General features: G+C 57.4%; 16 protein-coding genes. 5 read left to right on the plus strand and 11 right to left on the minus strand.

Going from position 1 to position 16,883, the window contains the following annotated elements:
- Positions 1-14: 14 nt before the first annotated feature.
- The 3 genes from ileS to murJ form a co-directional block, all read right to left on the minus strand.
- Complete coding sequence (gene ileS / locus R1T46_RS20765) at positions 15-2,834, minus strand: isoleucine--tRNA ligase (RefSeq protein WP_317306897.1); 2,820 nt, start codon at positions 2,832-2,834, stop codon at positions 15-17.
- Positions 2,835-2,869: 35 nt separating this feature from the next.
- Positions 2,870-3,841: a bifunctional riboflavin kinase/FAD synthetase gene (ribF, locus tag R1T46_RS20770; protein WP_317306898.1), complete on the minus strand. Its 972-nt coding sequence runs from the start codon at positions 3,839-3,841 to the stop codon at positions 2,870-2,872.
- A 65-nt stretch (positions 3,842-3,906) separates the two neighbouring features.
- Entirely contained in the window at positions 3,907-5,487 is a 1,581-nt protein-coding gene (gene murJ / locus R1T46_RS20775; RefSeq protein WP_317306899.1) for a murein biosynthesis integral membrane protein MurJ, read from the minus strand.
- Positions 5,488-5,772: 285 nt separating this feature from the next.
- On the opposite strand from murJ, the gene rpsT reads away from it, so the two are divergent.
- On the plus strand, positions 5,773-6,042 hold the full coding sequence (rpsT, locus tag R1T46_RS20780) for a 30S ribosomal protein S20 (RefSeq protein WP_036203653.1): 270 nt from the start codon (positions 5,773-5,775) through the stop codon (positions 6,040-6,042).
- Between the two features lie 75 nt (positions 6,043-6,117).
- Here the strand turns inward: rpsT and proB are convergent, their stop codons facing one another.
- The 4 genes from proB to rplU all read right to left on the minus strand — a co-directional run bounded on the left by proB (position 6,118) and on the right by rplU (position 9,221).
- Positions 6,118-7,242: a glutamate 5-kinase gene (proB, locus tag R1T46_RS20785; protein ID WP_317306900.1), complete on the minus strand. Its 1,125-nt coding sequence runs from the start codon at positions 7,240-7,242 to the stop codon at positions 6,118-6,120.
- Between the two features lie 36 nt (positions 7,243-7,278).
- A complete protein-coding gene (gene cgtA, locus R1T46_RS20790) occupies positions 7,279-8,475 on the minus strand; it encodes an Obg family GTPase CgtA (protein WP_041335389.1) in 1,197 nt (398 codons plus the stop codon).
- 137 nt (positions 8,476-8,612) lie between these two features.
- Complete coding sequence (gene rpmA / locus R1T46_RS20795; protein WP_317306901.1) at positions 8,613-8,873, minus strand: 50S ribosomal protein L27; 261 nt, start codon at positions 8,871-8,873, stop codon at positions 8,613-8,615.
- Between the two features lie 36 nt (positions 8,874-8,909).
- Positions 8,910-9,221 carry a 50S ribosomal protein L21 gene (rplU, locus tag R1T46_RS20800; RefSeq protein ID WP_036203642.1) on the minus strand — a complete coding sequence of 104 codons (312 nt, stop codon included), beginning with the start codon at positions 9,219-9,221 and terminating at the stop codon, positions 8,910-8,912.
- Between the two features lie 231 nt (positions 9,222-9,452).
- Between rplU and ispB the strand changes: the two genes are divergently transcribed.
- Positions 9,453-10,421 (plus strand): octaprenyl diphosphate synthase, encoded by a 969-nt coding sequence (gene ispB, locus R1T46_RS20805; RefSeq protein WP_317306902.1) that lies wholly within the window; start codon positions 9,453-9,455, stop codon positions 10,419-10,421.
- A gap of 16 nt (positions 10,422-10,437) precedes the next feature.
- Here the strand turns inward: ispB and R1T46_RS20810 are convergent, their stop codons facing one another.
- On the minus strand, positions 10,438-11,439 hold the full coding sequence (locus tag R1T46_RS20810; protein WP_317306903.1) for a glutathione S-transferase family protein: 1,002 nt from the start codon (positions 11,437-11,439) through the stop codon (positions 10,438-10,440).
- Between the two features lie 163 nt (positions 11,440-11,602).
- Here R1T46_RS20810 and R1T46_RS20815 point away from each other — a divergent pair, with 163 nt between their 5' ends.
- Both R1T46_RS20815 and R1T46_RS20820 read left to right on the plus strand, forming a co-directional pair.
- Positions 11,603-12,514, plus strand: a complete 912-nt coding sequence (locus tag R1T46_RS20815; protein ID WP_317306904.1) for a LysR substrate-binding domain-containing protein — start codon at positions 11,603-11,605, stop codon at positions 12,512-12,514.
- 121 nt (positions 12,515-12,635) lie between these two features.
- Entirely contained in the window at positions 12,636-14,162 is a 1,527-nt protein-coding gene (locus tag R1T46_RS20820; protein WP_317306905.1) for a wax ester/triacylglycerol synthase family O-acyltransferase, read from the plus strand.
- A 49-nt stretch (positions 14,163-14,211) separates the two neighbouring features.
- Here R1T46_RS20820 and R1T46_RS20825 read toward each other — a convergent pair whose 3' ends face one another.
- Entirely contained in the window at positions 14,212-14,895 is a 684-nt protein-coding gene (locus R1T46_RS20825) for a DUF2057 family protein (protein WP_317306906.1), read from the minus strand.
- A gap of 270 nt (positions 14,896-15,165) precedes the next feature.
- Between R1T46_RS20825 and R1T46_RS20830 the strand changes: the two genes are divergently transcribed.
- Positions 15,166-15,369 (plus strand): DUF6316 family protein, encoded by a 204-nt coding sequence (locus R1T46_RS20830; protein ID WP_027830997.1) that lies wholly within the window; start codon positions 15,166-15,168, stop codon positions 15,367-15,369.
- A 31-nt stretch (positions 15,370-15,400) separates the two neighbouring features.
- On the opposite strand, the gene R1T46_RS20835 is transcribed toward R1T46_RS20830, so the two are convergent.
- Together R1T46_RS20835 and thiL are read right to left on the minus strand one after the other, a co-directional pair.
- Complete coding sequence (locus tag R1T46_RS20835) at positions 15,401-15,928, minus strand: phosphatidylglycerophosphatase A (protein WP_286750032.1); 528 nt, start codon at positions 15,926-15,928, stop codon at positions 15,401-15,403.
- A 3-nt stretch (positions 15,929-15,931) separates the two neighbouring features.
- Entirely contained in the window at positions 15,932-16,882 is a 951-nt protein-coding gene (gene thiL / locus R1T46_RS20840; protein WP_317306907.1) for a thiamine-phosphate kinase, read from the minus strand.
- Position 16,883 lies beyond the last annotated feature (1 nt).

Consider the following 16,883-nt stretch of genomic DNA (forward strand, 5'->3'; position numbering starts at 1 on the left):
CAAGGCGACTTCCATCAGGCAAACGAGCGGGACTCGCCCTGCCCTTCCACGTTAGTCACACAACGACCACACAGATCGCTGTACTGCTCACTCTGACCGACATCGGCTCGATGATGCCAGCAGCGTTCACACTTGGCGTGTCCGGCCGGATTTACTTTCACAAGTAACCCCTCGTAGGATGTCGATTCCGCCCCATCGGCATCAGAGACCGGCGCCACCGTAGCTTCCGAGGTAATCAACACGAAGCGCAACTCTTCACCAAGGTACTGCAGATCCTTGGCAAGGTCGCCTTCGCAGTAGAGCGTCACTTCCGCACTCAGGGAACCTTTTATCTCTCCCCGGCCACGAACCTCTTCCAGGCACTTATTCACCGCTTCTTTAACGCTGTAAATACGGCTCCAGTAATCACGGCCCAGTTCAGCGTTGTCCGGCAGCGCCGTCAGGCCTTCGTACCAGGTTTCGTAGAACACGGTATCGCCACGCTTACCGGGCAGGTGCTGCCAGATTTCATCGGCCGTGAAGCTCAGGATCGGCGCAATCCAACGCACCAGCGCTTCCGCCACATGGAACAGGGCCGTCTGGCAAGAGCGGCGCTCGCGGCTGTCGGCCTGAGTGGTGTATTGCCTATCCTTGATAATATCCAGATAGAACCCGCCCAGGGTGGCCTCGCAGAAGTTGTACACCTTCTGGTAGATGCGCAGGAACGCGTAATTCTGATAATCCTCATGCAGCTCCGTCTGCAGCTGCAGGGCCTTGTCGACCATCCAGCGGTCCAGCGCGATCATATCCTCTGGCGCAACGGCATGCTGCTCCGGATCGAAACCGGTGAGGTTGCTGAGCAGGAAGCGGGCGGTATTCCGTATACGACGGTAACCGTCCGCAGTCTGTTTGAGGATGTCCTTGGAAACCGTCATTTCACCGCTGTAGTCGGTCGCGGACACCCAGAGACGCAGGATATCGGCACCCAGCTCGTTCATCACTTCCTGGGGCGCGATCACGTTGCCGAGGGACTTGGACATCTTGCGGCCCTTACCATCGACGGTGAAGCCATGGGTCAACACCTGCTTATACGGCGCCACGCCGTTCATCGCAATGGAGGTTTTCAGGGACGACTGGAACCAGCCACGGTGCTGATCAGAGCCTTCCAGGTACATATCCGCCGGGAACTGACCTAATTCGGTGCGGGGACGCAGCACGGATTCGTGGGTTACTCCGGAATCAAACCAGACGTCCAGGGTATCCATCACCTTTTCATACTGATCCGCATCACTGCCCAGCAGTTCGGTGGCGTCGATGTCGTACCAGGCGTCAATACCGCCCTTTTCGATTTCCTTCGCTGCCGCCTCAATCAGATTCTGGGTATCCGGATGCAGCTCCTGTGTTTCTTTGTGGATAAACAGTGTGATCGGCACACCCCATGTGCGCTGTCGTGAGATACACCAGTCCGGGGATTGCCTGAACATGGCCTCGATGCGGTTCTGGCCCCAGGCAGGCACCCAGCGCACGCCCTTGATAGCTTCCAGTGCGTCGTCACGGAGGCTTTCCTTGTCCATGCTGATAAACCACTGAGGAGTGGCGCGGTAGATAAGTGGTGTTTTGGTACGCCAGCAGTGGGGGTAGCTATGGCTGAACTTCTCCGCCCGAACCAGCTTGCCCTCGCGCTCCAAAGCGGAACACACGGGGTCGTCCGCCTTGTACACATGCACCCCGGCAAACTCACCGGCGGCCTGGGTATAGGTGCCATCGGCCTTGACCAGGCTGATGGTATCAATACCGTAGGCCTTGCCCACTTCAAAGTCTTCCACGCCGTGATCCGGGGCCGTATGGACGGCGCCGGTACCAGCATCGGTGGACACATGGTCGCCCAGGATCAGCGGCACCTGCTTGTCATACACCGGATGATGCAGATTCAGTTTCTCCAGCGTGGCGCCCGGTACAGCCGCCAGTACCTCATAGTTCTCAACACCCCAACGCGACATGATGCCGTCCACCATGTCGGCTGCGAGGATCATCCGCTCCTGTCCATGTCCGGTATCGGTCTGTACCAGAGCATATTCCAGCTCAGCGTGCAGCGAAACAGCCTGGTTTGCGGGGATGGTCCAGGGTGTAGTCGTCCAGATAACAACCGACACATCACCCTTGCCCTTGTCGGTACCAAACAGGTCGAACACGCGCGCCTGGTCTACGACCGTGAACCGCACATCGATCTGTACTGACGTCTTGTCCTGGTACTCAACTTCGGCTTCCGCCAGTGCAGACTGACCGACCACGCTCCAGTACACCGGCTTGAACCCGCGCACCAGATGGCCTTTTGCGACTATCTTGCCCAAAGCACGCACAATGCCCGCCTCGACCTTCGGATCCATGGTCAGGTACGGCTTTTCCCATTCACCCATCACCCCAAGGCGGATGAAATCGGCCTTCTGGCCGGCGATCTGTTTGGTAGCGTAGTCACGGCAGGCCTGACGGAAGGTCTTGTAATCCACCTTCACACCCGCCTTGCCAATCTCCTGCTCCACCTTGTGCTCAATTGGTAAGCCATGGCAGTCCCAGCCCGGCACATAAGGCGCGTCGTAACCCATGAAGCTGCGGGATTTAACGATCATATCCTTGAGGATTTTATTGACCGCATGACCGATATGAATGCTGCCATTGGCGTAGGGAGGGCCATCATGGAGGATGAACTTGTCCCGCCCCTCACGCTGCTTGCGCAGGTTGCCGTATACGTCCAGGTCCTGCCAGCGCTGGAGCATGTCCGGCTCGCGCTTGGCCAGGTTACCGCGCATGGGAAAGGCGGTTTCAGGCAGATTCAGAGTGTGCTTGTAGTCGCTCATGGTAATGGTGCGTAGCTCAGGTTGTTAAATGTCGGTCAATGTCCGGTGGCTGAGGAGCCATGGCCTGCAATCCACGCCCGCGCATTGTCAAAGTCACGGGCAATCTGCTCCTTGAGGTCATCCACCGAGTCGAATTTCACCTCGTCCCGCAGGGCATGGCGGAAAACCACATCAAGGCGCTGGCCATAAAGTGTGCCAGCAAAGTCAAACAGGTGCACTTCCAGGGACGGCTGCTTACCGTCCACTGTGGGGCGCAGACCAATGTTGGCAACGCCGTCCAGAACACGGCCGTCCTCAAGGGTAGCGCTTATCACGTAGACCCCTTTCAGCGCAGGCATATGAGGTAACAGAATGTTCGCCGTGGGCGCGCCAATCTGCCGCCCCAACTGGCGGCCATAAACGATTCGCCCTCGAATGCGATAAGGATGCCCCAGCAAATCCTCGGCGTCGTTGATCCGGTTCTCTGAAAGCACACCTCGAATTCGGGTGCTGCTGACACGCTCGCCGTGCACCGTCACGGTACGGGTATTCTCCACCGTGAATCCGCGTTGCTCGCCCACTTCCCGCAGCAGCGAAAAATCGCCGGCCCTGTCGCAACCGAAACGAAAATCGTCCCCCACCACAAGATGGCGAACACCGAGACCATCTATCAAAACGTCCTCAATAAAGCCCATACCAGAGTAACTCCGGAAGCGCTCGTTAAAACGCAGGCAGAGTACAAAGTCGATGCCAGACGCCAACAGCGATTCGAATTTCTGCCGGAACGGCATCAACCTTGGCGGAGCTTCACGGCCCTGGAAGAACTCACGGGGTTGGGGCTCAAAGACCATCACCACGGAAGGCACGCCGAGCTCCAGTGCTTTTTCATGAACCTGGTCAATGATGGTCTGGTGCCCAAGGTGAACCCCGTCGAAGTTCCCGATGGTGGCGACACACCCGTTCGCGAGCGGAGCTTCGTCCTGCTGCGAAAGGCTTTTCAGGTTGGTCAGGCCCCGGATCAGACGCATGTAAAGCGAACCCTTGTTTGCCAGCGGTGTGTGGTTTCACTGGTGAGAAAACGCGCGATTATAACCTACCTGTGGCGAAAATGTCTTACCCGAACCCCGGTCATTGCCAACACAATAAAGTACACCGCGACGCCCGAGACTACGAGAATACCCATATCCGTGGCCCGCTGGAGACCGCCGGCCATCAACCACTGGCCAACCGGCGGCTGCAACCAAAGGATGACAGCGGCTAAAGCCGCGTTAGCAAGCCCGATCTGGATCATGAACCGGACCCACCCGGGCTGCCATTTCCAGGCGCCCTCCCGAATCAGGCCACGCCATAACAGAGTGGCATTCAGCCATGCGGACAGGGATGTCGCCAACGCCAGCCCCGCGTGGGCGAGCGGGAAGATCAGCGCGAGGTTAAATACCATGTTGGCCACCATCGCGATAATGCCAATTTTGACCGGCGTCTTGGTGTCTTGCCGTGCGAAATACCCCGGCGCCAGCACCTTGATCAACATGAATGCCAGCAGTCCGGCGGAATATGCTCGCAGGCTTTGGGCCGCCATGGTTACGTCGCGATCGGTAACTTCTCCGTAGTGGAACAGCGTAGCAATCAACGGCTCAGCCAGAAGAGCCAGGGCCAACGCGGCAGGCAGACCGATAAGCAGGACCGCCCGCACAGCCCAGTCCAGGGTTGCGGCAAACTGGCCGGCCGATTCCGCTGCGTGTTTGCGGGACAGACTGGGAAGAATCACCGTGGCAATGGCGATACCGAATACGCCCAGGGGCAACTCCGACAGGCGATCCGAGTAGTAGAGCCAGGACACACTGCCGGTTTGCAGAAACGACGCGAGAACCGTGTCCAGAAGCAGGTTGATCTGGCTGACAGAAACCCCGAACAACGCCGGCACCATCAATTTCATGATGCGACGGACCCCTTCGTGCTTGTAATCCACTCTTGGCCGCGGCATCAATCCCAACTGCATCAGGAAGGGTAACTGAAAGAACAGCTGTAACGCCCCGGCGATAAACACTCCCCAAGCCAAAGCGATGACAGGCGTTTCCATCAGGGGTGAGAGGAATATGGCCGCGCTGATCATCGCCAGATTGAGCAACACTGGCGTAAACGCGGGAACGGCAAAGCGGTCGTAGCTATTGAGAATACTGCCCGCAAACGCCGTCAAGGAGACCAGCAGCAAATACGGGAAGGTAATCCGCAGCATATCGCTGGCCAGACCGAACTTGAGGTCGTCATCCAGAAAACCTGGCGCAAACACCGCGGTCAGAAGCGGCGCCCCCAACATGGCAACTGCCGTCACGCCCAACAGCACCAACCCAAGGACGCCTGCGACCGCATTAACCAAACGCCGGACTTCAGTGATGGATTCCTGCTGCCGATACGAGGAAAGCACCGGTACAAAGGCCTGTGCGAAGGCACCTTCGGCAAACAGACGACGCAGGAAGTTTGGAATTTTGAAGGCCACGAAGAACGCGTCGGCGCCCGCCCCGGCACCAAAATAACGCGCAATCACCATATCCCGGACCAAACCGAGAACTCGCGACAGCATCGTCATTGAGCCAACGACTCCAGATGACCTCAACAGCCCTGGCGGTTTGGGCAAAGCCTTTGGTGTTTCTGTCTGCTCAGGTTCGGACGACATTCTTGGCCTGGACAATGGTTCGGTATTTTCTGGATGTATCCGGGATGTAGGAGGCCATATTTCGGTAATTCCTTAGGGCCTTCACGGGACTCTCCGGCGATGAGCGGCGAGTTTACCACAGGGGCCGGAGATACCGGGATGAAATAGCGTTGAGCCTTGACATTTTGGGGCGTTGGCGGCATAGTTCCGCGTCATTTATTTCGACGCGCTGGTTTTGGCGCGCCCGCGATTTTTACGAATCGTTTCACACGAATTTCGGATTTCACAGATCTCAGGAGTTATACGGTGGCAAATACCCCGCAAGCCAAGAAGCGCGCACGTCAGAACGAGAAGAACCGCAAGCACAACGCCAGCCTGCGTTCCATGGCGCGTACTTACATCAAGAAGGTCCAGGCCAACATTGAGGCCGGCAAGCCAGAAGAAGCACACGCGGCTTTCCAGAAGGCTCAGCCGATTATGGACAGCATGGTTAACAAGGGCGTGTTCGCCAAGAACAAGATTGCTCGTCAGAAGAGCCGTCTGAGCGCCCGCATCAAGGCTCTGAAGAGCGCGTAACGCTTCTTCGGAACCTGAATGAAAAAACCGGCCTAATGGGCCGGTTTTTTTGTGCCTGCTGATTATCTTATCCGCCTACACAATCACCATGTTGTCGCGGTGGATCATTTCTTCGTCTGAGATATAGCCCAGAACCTCAGTTATCCGGTTGCTGGAGCGGCCAGCGATGGCTCTGGCTTCGTCCGCATCGTAATTGACCAGGCCGCGGGCGATTTCTTTGCCGTTGTCGTCCACGCAGGAGACCATTTCACCCCGGCGGAACTGGCCGGAAACGCTTTTTACGCCAACCGGTAAAAGACTGCGACCACCGCGGCAGAGGACGTTGACAGCACCCTGATCGAGGGTGAGCTTGCCGCGGGTCTGTAGATGGCTGGCAAGCCACTGTTTGCGGGCGGCAATTCGACCCTGCTCGGGGAGCAACAGGGTGCCGATGCTGTCGCCGTCGCGCAAGCGAGAGATAGCTTTCTCGATTCTGCCGCCGACGATGACCGTGAAGGCGCCAGATCGGGCAGCCAGGCGAGCGGCGCGGACCTTTGTTTGCATTCCACCGCGGCCCAATACACCAGCACCGCCACCGGCCATGGCGTCGAGTTCGGTGTCGCTGGCGCGGCGCTCATCAACCAGCTGGGCGTCGGGATTCTTGCGAGGGTCTTTGTCAAACAGGCCGAGCTGGTCGGTGAGGATGATCAAACCATCAGCTTCGATCAGGTTGGCAACCAATGCACCCAGGGTATCGTTGTCGCCGAAGCGGATTTCGTCGGTAACGACGGTGTCGTTTTCGTTGACGATGGGTACTACGCCGACATCGAGCAGCGCTCTCAAGGTGCTGCGGGCATTGAGGTAGCGCTTGCGATCAGACAGGTCGTCGTGGGTCAGCAGGACCTGTGCGGTGTGCAAATCATGTCGCTTGAACTGGGCTTCCCAGGTCTGCACCAGCCCCATCTGACCAACGGCGGCGGCAGCCTGAAGCTCATGCAGTTGCTCAGGGCGAACTGTCCAGCCCAGCCGGCTCATGCCTTCGGCCACAGAGCCGGATGACACCACCACCACTTCAACGCCAGCAGTGACCAGCTCTGCAATCTGGTCTACCCAAAGGCCCAGCGCGGCTGTATCAAGCCCTTTGCCATCATTGGTAAGCAGCGCACTTCCTATTTTAACTGCCAGGCGTCGAGCCTGGCGTAGCTGTATTCTTTTGCTCATGCTAACTCGATCCATGGACAAGCCGGCGCTACTCCACTATTCAGGAGCGTAGACCACCTCAACGTCGTAATCATCGTCATCGAAGTCGTCGTCATCATCGTCATCCTGACGGGCTTCGCGGCGAATCTGCCGCTCGGCTTCGATTCTCGCTCGCGCCTCTTCGTCCATTTTCCGGCGGCGTGCGGCTTCGCGCTCGGCGAACTCGGGGTTCTCCGCTTCTTCCTGGGCTTGATCTTCGATCCAGCGCATGACGGCCTGAGTCAACGGCTTGGTGCCCTCGCCGCTGAGTGCAGAAATGCTGAATACAGGGCCTTTCCAGTCAAGTTCATCGATGATGGCCTGGCAGTGGGCCTCACGGTCTTCTTCAGAGACCATATCTACTTTGTTCAGAACCAGCCAACGCTCGCGACTGGCGAGGGTTTCGCTGAACTTTTCCAGCTCGTGCTCAATGGCACGTACGCTTTCCACTGGCGAAGAACCGTCGTAAGGCGCCACGTCCACGAGATGCAGCAGCAAGCGTGTGCGCACCAGATGCTTGAGGAAACGGATTCCCAGCCCTGCGCCTTCCGCCGCGCCTTCAATCAAGCCCGGAATATCAGCAATAACGAAGCTCTGATGAGCTTGCACGCTGACCACGCCAAGGTTGGGCACCAGAGTGGTGAAGGGATAGTCCGCCACTTTCGGGCGAGCAGCTGATACGGAACGGATAAAGGTAGATTTACCGGCATTGGGCATACCCAGAAGACCGACATCCGCCAGCACTTTCAGCTCCAGCCTCAGATTGCGAAGCTCACCCTCGGAGCCTTTTGTGGTCTGACGCGGGGCGCGATTGACCGAGGACTTGAAGCGGGTGTTACCCAGCCCGTGAAAACCGGCCTGAGCCACCTTCAGGCGCTCACCGGCACGGGTCAGGTCACCCAGAACCTCATGAGTGTCCATATCCACAACCGTGGTGCCTACCGGCACCGGCAACACGAGGTCGTCGCCCTTGATGCCAGTGCAGTTGCGGCCGGAGCCTGGCTGACCATTCTCGGCTTTGTGTTTACGCTGGAACCGGTAATCGATCAGTGTATTGAGCGCACTGTCGGCCTCCAGGTATACAGAGCCGCCGTCGCCACCGTCACCACCATCGGGTCCGCCTTTGGGCACGTACTTTTCACGACGGAAACTCAGGCAACCGTGGCCGCCCTTGCCCGCTTCTACAATGATGGTGGCTTCGTCTACGAACTTCATCAATCAACCCTTTGCGCCCTGCGCATAAACTAAAAAGCCCCGCAGCCTCATGGAAGCTATGCGGGGCTCCAGGTGACACTGATATCAAATCATATCAGGGCCACCGAAGGTTCGACAGAACCCGAGATCGCCGCTGCTTACGCAGCCGGAACGATGCTCACGAACTTACGGTTCTCCGGACCCTTTACCTCAAACAAGACCTGTCCGTTTGCAGTTGCAAACAGCGTGTGGTCCTTGCCAAGGCCAACGTTGTGACCCGGGTGGAAACGGGTGCCGCGCTGACGAACGATGATGCTGCCCGCGGATACAGTCTCGCCGCCGAAGCGCTTCACACCAAGTCGTTTCGACTCGGAATCGCGACCGTTACGGGTACTACCTGCTGCCTTTTTATGAGCCATTACAAGCCTCCTTATCTAAGGGGTTACTCGAGGGTCTTAGCCCTGGATACCCGTGATCTTGACTTCAGTAAACCACTGACGGTGGCCCTGACGCTTCATGGAATGCTTCCGACGACGGAACTTGATGATCTGGATCTTGTCGTGACGGCCGTGGCTAACCACTTCCGCAGTCACTTTGGCACCATCAACAACCGGTGCACCAACCTGAACTTTTTCACCATCAGCGATCAGCAGAACGCGGTCAAACTCGACGTTGCCGCCTGTTTCCACTTCCAGCTTTTCCAGCTTCAGAGTTTCGCCTTCTTTTACACGGTGCTGTTTACCACCGCTAACAATAACTGCGTACATTAACGTTCTCCGCGATTGACCCATCCCTGCTCTTATCCACCTGGTTCTAAGGGAAGCGCTTCGGCAACCCTATAGCAGGGAGCGCAGGTTGGGATGAGTTGGGCGCGTGATTGTACGAAAACCGCCACCGCTTTACAAGCCAAGTTGACACCGATCACTGCAATACCTAGCATTGCGGCACCCGCCTATTTTTTCCAACGAAAACACCAGACAAGGGATCGGACCAGCCGAATGACAGCGCAGCGTATTTACGACACCGTCGCGGACGACTTCAGCCGCGTCAACGATCTGATCATCAAACGGCTTTCATCTGACGTTCCCCTGGTCGAAAAAATCGCCCAGTACATCATTGAAAGCGGCGGTAAACGCCTGAGACCATTGCTGGCATTACTTTCAAGCCGCGCGCTGGGCTATGAAAGGGACGATCACCTGAAGCTGGCTGCGGTCATCGAATTCCTGCACACCGCGACGCTCCTGCACGATGATGTGGTGGACACCTCAGACATGCGCCGCGGCCGCAGCACCGCCAATGCCCGCTGGGGCAACGCACCCAGCGTACTGGTAGGTGATTTCCTCTACGCCCGGGCCTTCGAGATGATGGTGGAGCTCCAAAATCTGAAAATCATGGACGTGCTTTCTCACGCCACGGCCGTGATTGCCGAAGGGGAAGTCCTTCAATTGATGAACGTTAAGAACCCGGACGTTAGCGAAGACAAGTACATGGAAGTGATTCACAACAAAACCGCCATGCTGTTCGAAGCAGCGTCCCACACCGGCGCGCTGTTGGCAGGCGCAGAGGAAGATCAGGAGCAGGCAATGAGCGCCTATGGCAAACACCTGGGCCTGGCGTTCCAACTGGTGGACGACGTACTGGATTATCGCGGCGATGCGGAAGCCATGGGCAAGAATGTTGGCGACGACCTGGCCGAGGGCAAACCCACCCTGCCACTGATTTACGCCATGGCCAACGGCAGTAATGATGAGAAGCAGCTCATACGGCAGGCTGTCCGCAAAGGTGGACTGGAGGACCTACCCAGTATCCTCGATATCGTGAACCGTTCGGGCGCACTGGAATACACCATGGAACGCGCGAAAGCAGAAGCCCAGGCAGCCCTCGACTGCCTGAAAGACATTCCCGAATCTGATCACCGGGATGCGCTTACGCTACTGACCGAAGTGGCGGTCGCACGGGTCAGCTGATCATCCCCAAACAGCCCTAGCCCTCAAAATCAGGCCCCAGCGCTTCCCGGTTGTGGGCCGATGTAAAATCCAGCCTTGGCCCCACCGGTACAATCTGCGTCGGATTGACCGTGCGCTGACTGACGTAGTAATGCCGCTTGATCTGCCGAATATCCACCGTATCCGCCACACCAGGCACTTGATAGAGATCCCGCAGGTACCCGGAGAGCGCCGGAAAATCCGCAATTCGCTGACGATTGCATTTGAAGTGACTGAAATACACTGCGTCGAACCGAATCAACGTGGTAAACAACCGCCAATCCGCCTCAGTCAACCGATTGCCAGCCAGATAACGCTGTTCTGAAAGGCGATCCTCCAACCAATCAAGAGACTCAAACAACGCCCCGTACGCCTCTTCGTATTTATCCTGGGCCGTCGCAAATCCGGCCTTATAAACACCATTGTTCACCGTGTGATAAACCCGCTCGTTCACCTCATCGATCTCACCGTGAAGTTCTTCAGGGTGAAAATCCAGATCACTCCGAACGCCATCCAGCCCATCGAATGCCGAGTTAAACATGCGGATAATATCCGCCGATTCATTACTGACAATTGTCTGCCTTTCCTTGTCCCACAGCGTCGGCACCGTCACCCGCCCGGAATAATCGGGCGCCGCCTTCAGATATACTTCGTACATGAAGCGCTTACCATTGGCCGAGTCCCGATGCGCCTCTTCATCCGGCCGAAACTCCCAGCCACTCTCAAGCATATCCGGATGCACAACCGACACCGAGATATGCTTCTCCAGCCCCTTCAGTGCCCGGAAAATCAACGTTCGATGGGCCCAGGGACACGCCATCGACACATACAGGTGATACCGGCCCGACTCCGCTGTAAAATCACCTTCCCCAGCGGGCCCCGGCGAGCCATCCGCCGTGACCCAGTTCCGGAACCGGGCGGACTCACGCTCAAACTTGCCGCCGGTTTTCGAGGTGTCGTACCACTGATCATGCCATTTGCCGTCGACGAGAAGTCCCATAACCCTATACTCCTGAACCTGATGTTTTGAGAAGGCGGCTGCGATCTGACTCCGAGCCTTCAAATTTCTGAATAAGCCTTAAATCTTTAACAGGAAGAATACCGGCCACCCTGCTACGCTCTCAAACAATCAATTCTGGCCAACACATTCAGATAATTCGAACATGCACACAGCCATCACCATAGACGCCCTCAAAGTCCTCGATGCCATCGACCGCAAAGGCAGCTTTGCCGGCGCCGCCAACGAACTCTTCCGCGTCCCTTCGGCAATCAGCTACACCGTCCAGAAGCTCGAAGAAGACCTCAACGTCGCCATCTTCGACCGCACCGGCCACCGAGCAGCCCTTACCCCAGCCGGGCGCTATCTGCTGGAAGAGGGCCGCACCCTGCTGGAAGCTGCTGAAAACCTGGCCCACACCACCCGCCAGGTGGCCCAGGGCTGGGAAACCCGACTGCGAATCGGATTCAACTCCCTGCTACCGGCCGAGTGCCTGTTTCCCACCGTAAAAGAGTTTTACGAACTCGGCGTGCCGGTGGAAGTGCAATTGGTAGAAGAAGTCTTCGCCGGCTCCTGGGATGCGCTGCAAAGCCGACGAATTGATCTGGTTGTGGGCGCCGATCAGGTGAGTAAACCTGCAGGCTCTTTCACCACAAAACCGTTGGGAAACATGACGTTCGTCTACGCAGTAGCACCGGACCACCCTCTGACAAGGGCCTCTCAGCCATTAAAGGAGGAGGATATTGCTCGCTTCCCCGCTGCAGTAGCTGCAGATACTTCCCGCTCCTTGCCCCCTGGCCACGCCGGCATATTCCGCCGTCAGCGAACCGTGACCGTTGCCAATATCGACCAGAAGATCGCCGTGCAAAAAACCGGCCTTGCGGTCGGATGGCTTCCGGAAGCACGCATACGCGACCAGCTAGCAGATGGCAGCCTGAAAGCACTCAGGGTTCATGAGCCCAGACAGGCCATCCAGCTTCATCTGGCCCGCCACGCCGAGGATCAGGGCAAGGCACTGATGTGGTTCTGGGAAAAGCTCGGAGACTCACCAGACATTGCCGCCTGGCTACAACCCTGAATGACCGCCAAAAATAGTCCTGACTTCACAACACAGGCCTCCCGGGCAAAACAGCCAACAGAATAGCGGCACAGTCGTTTATACTGCCCCCACGCAAGAACCTGTGAACGGAGCTCAAACCATGCGGCAGCTGTCGGAGCTGGATGCCTCATTCCTGTACCTGGAGTCCGAAACCGCCCCCATGCACATTGGCGGCATCTATCTTTTTGATGCCCGGGAGCGCGACACCCCCCTGGCCTTCAGCACCTTTGTCGCTTATCTGCGAAGCCGGCTTCATGTGGTCCCCCTCTTCCGCCAGCGCCTGAAGGAAATACCCCTGCGGCTGGGGCGTCCCTATTGGATTGACGATCCAGACTTCAGTATCGAGCGGCACCTGGCTTATGTGAACCTCGGCAACCACGGCAAAGTCGATAGCCTGATGGGACTGGCCTCGCGAATTCTCGAAGAACCGCTCAAACGGGATCGCCCACTGTGGCACATCACTTTTGTCGACGGATTCCAACTAGACGACGATGCAGACAGCAAAAGTTTCGCGCTCATCGTAAAACTGCATCATGCCGCCATTGATGCGTTCAGTGGCGAGGAAATCATTGGCAAACTTCTGGAATACTCACCAAAAGCGAGAGCGATAGAAACACCGCGCCCCTGGTACCCGCAGCCGGAACCGTCGGAAGAAAGGGTTATTCTCCAGACCGGCGCAAACCTGCTGCGCAAACCCTTGCAAGTGACGTCCCTCGCCATAAGTGCCGCCGAAGCCACTGCTCGCGGGCTCATACAAAAACAGATGCGAAAGCTGCCGCTGCCGTTCCCCCTGTTTTCCGCGCCTCACAGTCCGTTTAACCGCCAGATTACCGCCAACCGCAAGATCGTTTCGGCCAGCCTGGATCTGTCCCGGCTCAAGGCCATCAAGGCGGCACTCGGTGATGTAACCCTGAACGACGTCGTCCTCGGCCTGTGCGCTGAAACACTAAGCCGCTACTTGGCCAGAAGTGACGCCACAACGGAACGCTCGCTGGTAGCGATGACACCGATTTCCGTGCGCTCAAGCAGCCTTCGTAAGGCCACCGGCAACCAGATGTCCGCCATGTTACTGGATCTGGCCACCACCGAGCCCAATCCGGCCGAACGCATTCGGCGGATACACTGGAATGCGGTGGAATCCGAGCCCTACCGTGAAGCCATTGCAGCAGACAGGCTGACAGAACTCCTACCCTCCACCATGCTGGCACTCTCCGCGAGACTGTATTCCGAACTGCAGATTGCGCAACGGTATCAGCCGGTATTCAACCTTCCGATCACCAATGTACCCGGGCCGCAAGTGCCGCTGTACTTACAAGGTTCACGGTTGGTGAGGCAGTTCAACTCCGCCCCCCTGTTCGACAGTATGGGATTGGTGATTGTCGCAGTGAGCTATCAGGGCAGTCTGACGATCAATTTCACCCTGTGCCCCGACGTAGTGGCTGACGGCGACTCACTGCCGGAACTGCTTGAAAGCAGCCTGAAATCGATCGAGTCGGCGGCCGAGACTCTGCCGCCGTATGAAGAAGACGCGCGCGAGCACCCTGACAGTCATCCTACTCTGACTGACGAGGCACTGAACATCATGGAAGGTGTTCTACGGAGAACGTTCAGGCGATTTCGCAACTGAACGGCAGTGACGAGCGGCAGACAGAGTCGCCGCCCATCAGGATTGCATATTACTCGAAGGCCCAACGCAGGAACGCCCGCCTTTCTTCCTCATTGGCCTGACCCCAAAGCGACTTGAGCTCACCCAGAGTACTCACGGAGTCGGCGCTCGCGCCTCCGACACTTTCTTCTTCGCCACCAGAGCCGACGGGGGCCCTTGCAGCAGTTCGGGTGCCGGCAGGCTGGCCATCCCAGGCGCTGGCGGTGGCTACAACATTACCGGACCCATCAACCACATCAGCAGTGAAATTGTTGGCGAACGCCTCGGCATCGCTCTTGTTGGCGGGAGGCTCGAAACTGAAACGGTAGGTATCACCCGCTTGCGCATTGATCATCACGGCCTGGGGCGCTGTTTCAACGACGTGCACTTTGGATTCGCCATTACGCACCACGCCACTCTTGGCCCAGATCGTCTTATAGGTAAACACAACCTGATTTTCGCCCGGTAAAAGCTCGTAATTCAGGGCCAGGTCATCCATTAGAAAATTACCGAGTTTGCGCCCATTCACCTGCTGCACCCGAATTTCGCCCGGGGATTCAAGAACGGCGGCCTGCGAGGAATCCACAGCGTCACCCTCCCAGGTTTGGACGTTGCTCATGGTAGAGCTGCATCCCGCGAGCAAAGCCATGGCAACAAGGCCCATTGCACCGAATTGTACTTTCTTGAAAAAGACTAAAACGTGATAGATACTCATGCTATATCCTTGTGCTGTTCGCCAGCGTCCACTGGCGGATAATCACTTGTGGTTGAAAGGCATTTTGAAGAGTGGCCGAGCCAAGGGCAAGACATGCAGCCTGTTTACAGTAACCCGATGACACTCCGGTTACGAGGAAGGCATCAAGTCTACCCAAAAAATGTAAAAAAATGTTGAATTCGACAGGAATTGATTTAATTTTAAACAGTCAGAGAATTGAAATAGCGCCCACCCGGTGTCACAAATGCACCGAAGGGCTCAGGAGACAACATGGATACCCAACGTCGGTCCGGAGAAAACGGCCCCGCACCGTTCCGAAGCAGTCGGTTCTTCTGCGTCGGGAGCAAGTGGTATTTCACTACCCGGGAGGGCTTCGACAGCGGTCCCTTTGCCTCCCGACAACGCGCAGAAACCGGCCTCAGACGTTTCCTGCATGTTGTGCGACTTCTTCCGGAAGAGCAACAGGTCCACTGATCTGGACGGTCCTCCAGTCTCAGAACGATGTTCAGACAATGATCGGCATCAACCACCGGTCGATGGCGAGCAGGCACAGTAATGCCATGAACCCCGCCACGACATCGTCCACCATGATACCCAGCCCGCCCGGCAAATACTCATCCAACCAACTGATGGGCCAGGGCTTGAGCACGTCGAAAAGCCGGAACAATGTGAAGGCCATCAGAACGCCGTAAATGTTGTCCGGGAAAAGCCCCAGCGCAATCCACATGCCCACAAATTCGTCCCAGACGATGCCCCCATGGTCATGAACCTTGAGATCTTCTGCCGTCTTGCCACACAGCCAGATCCCAACCACGAAGGCCAGCAGGACAATCGCCCAGTAAGCGACGGGCGGCAACCAGGCAAAACAGAACCAGAGGGGAATCGCCGCGAGACTGCCCCAGGTACCAGGCGCCCTGGCAGCGGTACCACTGCCAAATCCAAACGCCAACAGGTGGACCGGATTACGAAGAAACCCTGGCGGCAGTAGTGCTTCAGTGAATTCCGGTTCCTGGAGGTTATTGTCGCTGCTCATGAATCAGTTCCTGAAATGATCGTATCCTCCCGCTGAGAGGTTCTCGATATGATCCCCCCAGTCAATGGTCACACCCTCCCCGGCAACGACTTCGCCAATAACGGTCAACTCACGCCGGACATCCTCGGGGAGGATAGCCCAAACCTGTGGAGGCAGCGTAACGCATAACTCGTAATCGTCTCCGGCATTCAATGCCAGGCCAGCAGCAGACTGGCCCACAAGGCGCTTCAGGTGTTGCGACAGTGGCAGCCGACTCGCATCGATACTGGCCGCAACTCCAGAGGCCTCAAGGATATGCCCCAGGTCTGCCACCAGGCCGTCAGATACATCCACGGCTGCAGTGGCGTACCCCCGAAGAGCCCTGCCAAGCACCAGCCTGGGCTCTGGAAAGTGGTATCTTCGCAGGACCGCCTGCACGTCCGGCCCGGGATCATCATTCTCAAGGTGATCCAATGCCGCTCCTGCCTCTCCCAGCATTCCGGAAACACAAATGTAATCCCCCACCTGGGCTCCAGACCTCAGGATGCCCCCACCTTTCGGTACCGTACCGTGAACCTGCATGCTCAGGGTCAATGGGCCACGCGTGGTGTCGCCGCCAGCCAGCGACAGCCCAAAGCGTCTCGCCGCACTTGCCAGTCCGTGCGCATAGGCGCTCAGCCAGTCTGGATCAGCATCGGGAAGGGTCAACGCGAGGGTAAAACACACCGGATCGGCCCCCATGGCGGCGAGATCACTCGCAGCCACGGCAAGGCTTCGCCAGCCCAGCTTTTCAGGATCGTAGTGGTGGGGAAAATGCACGCCCTCGACCAGGGCGTCCACCGAAAAGACCAGGTCCAGGCCTGGCTCAACACGCTGAATGGCGCAGTCGTCACCGGGGCCCAGCAGAACCGAGGAGGCATTTCCGACCTCGGCGATGGGAAAGAAATAACGGCGGATCAGCTCGAATTCACCCATC

Source organism: Marinobacter salarius, assembly GCF_032922745.1.
In the GTDB taxonomy this organism is placed as follows: domain Bacteria; phylum Pseudomonadota; class Gammaproteobacteria; order Pseudomonadales; family Oleiphilaceae; genus Marinobacter.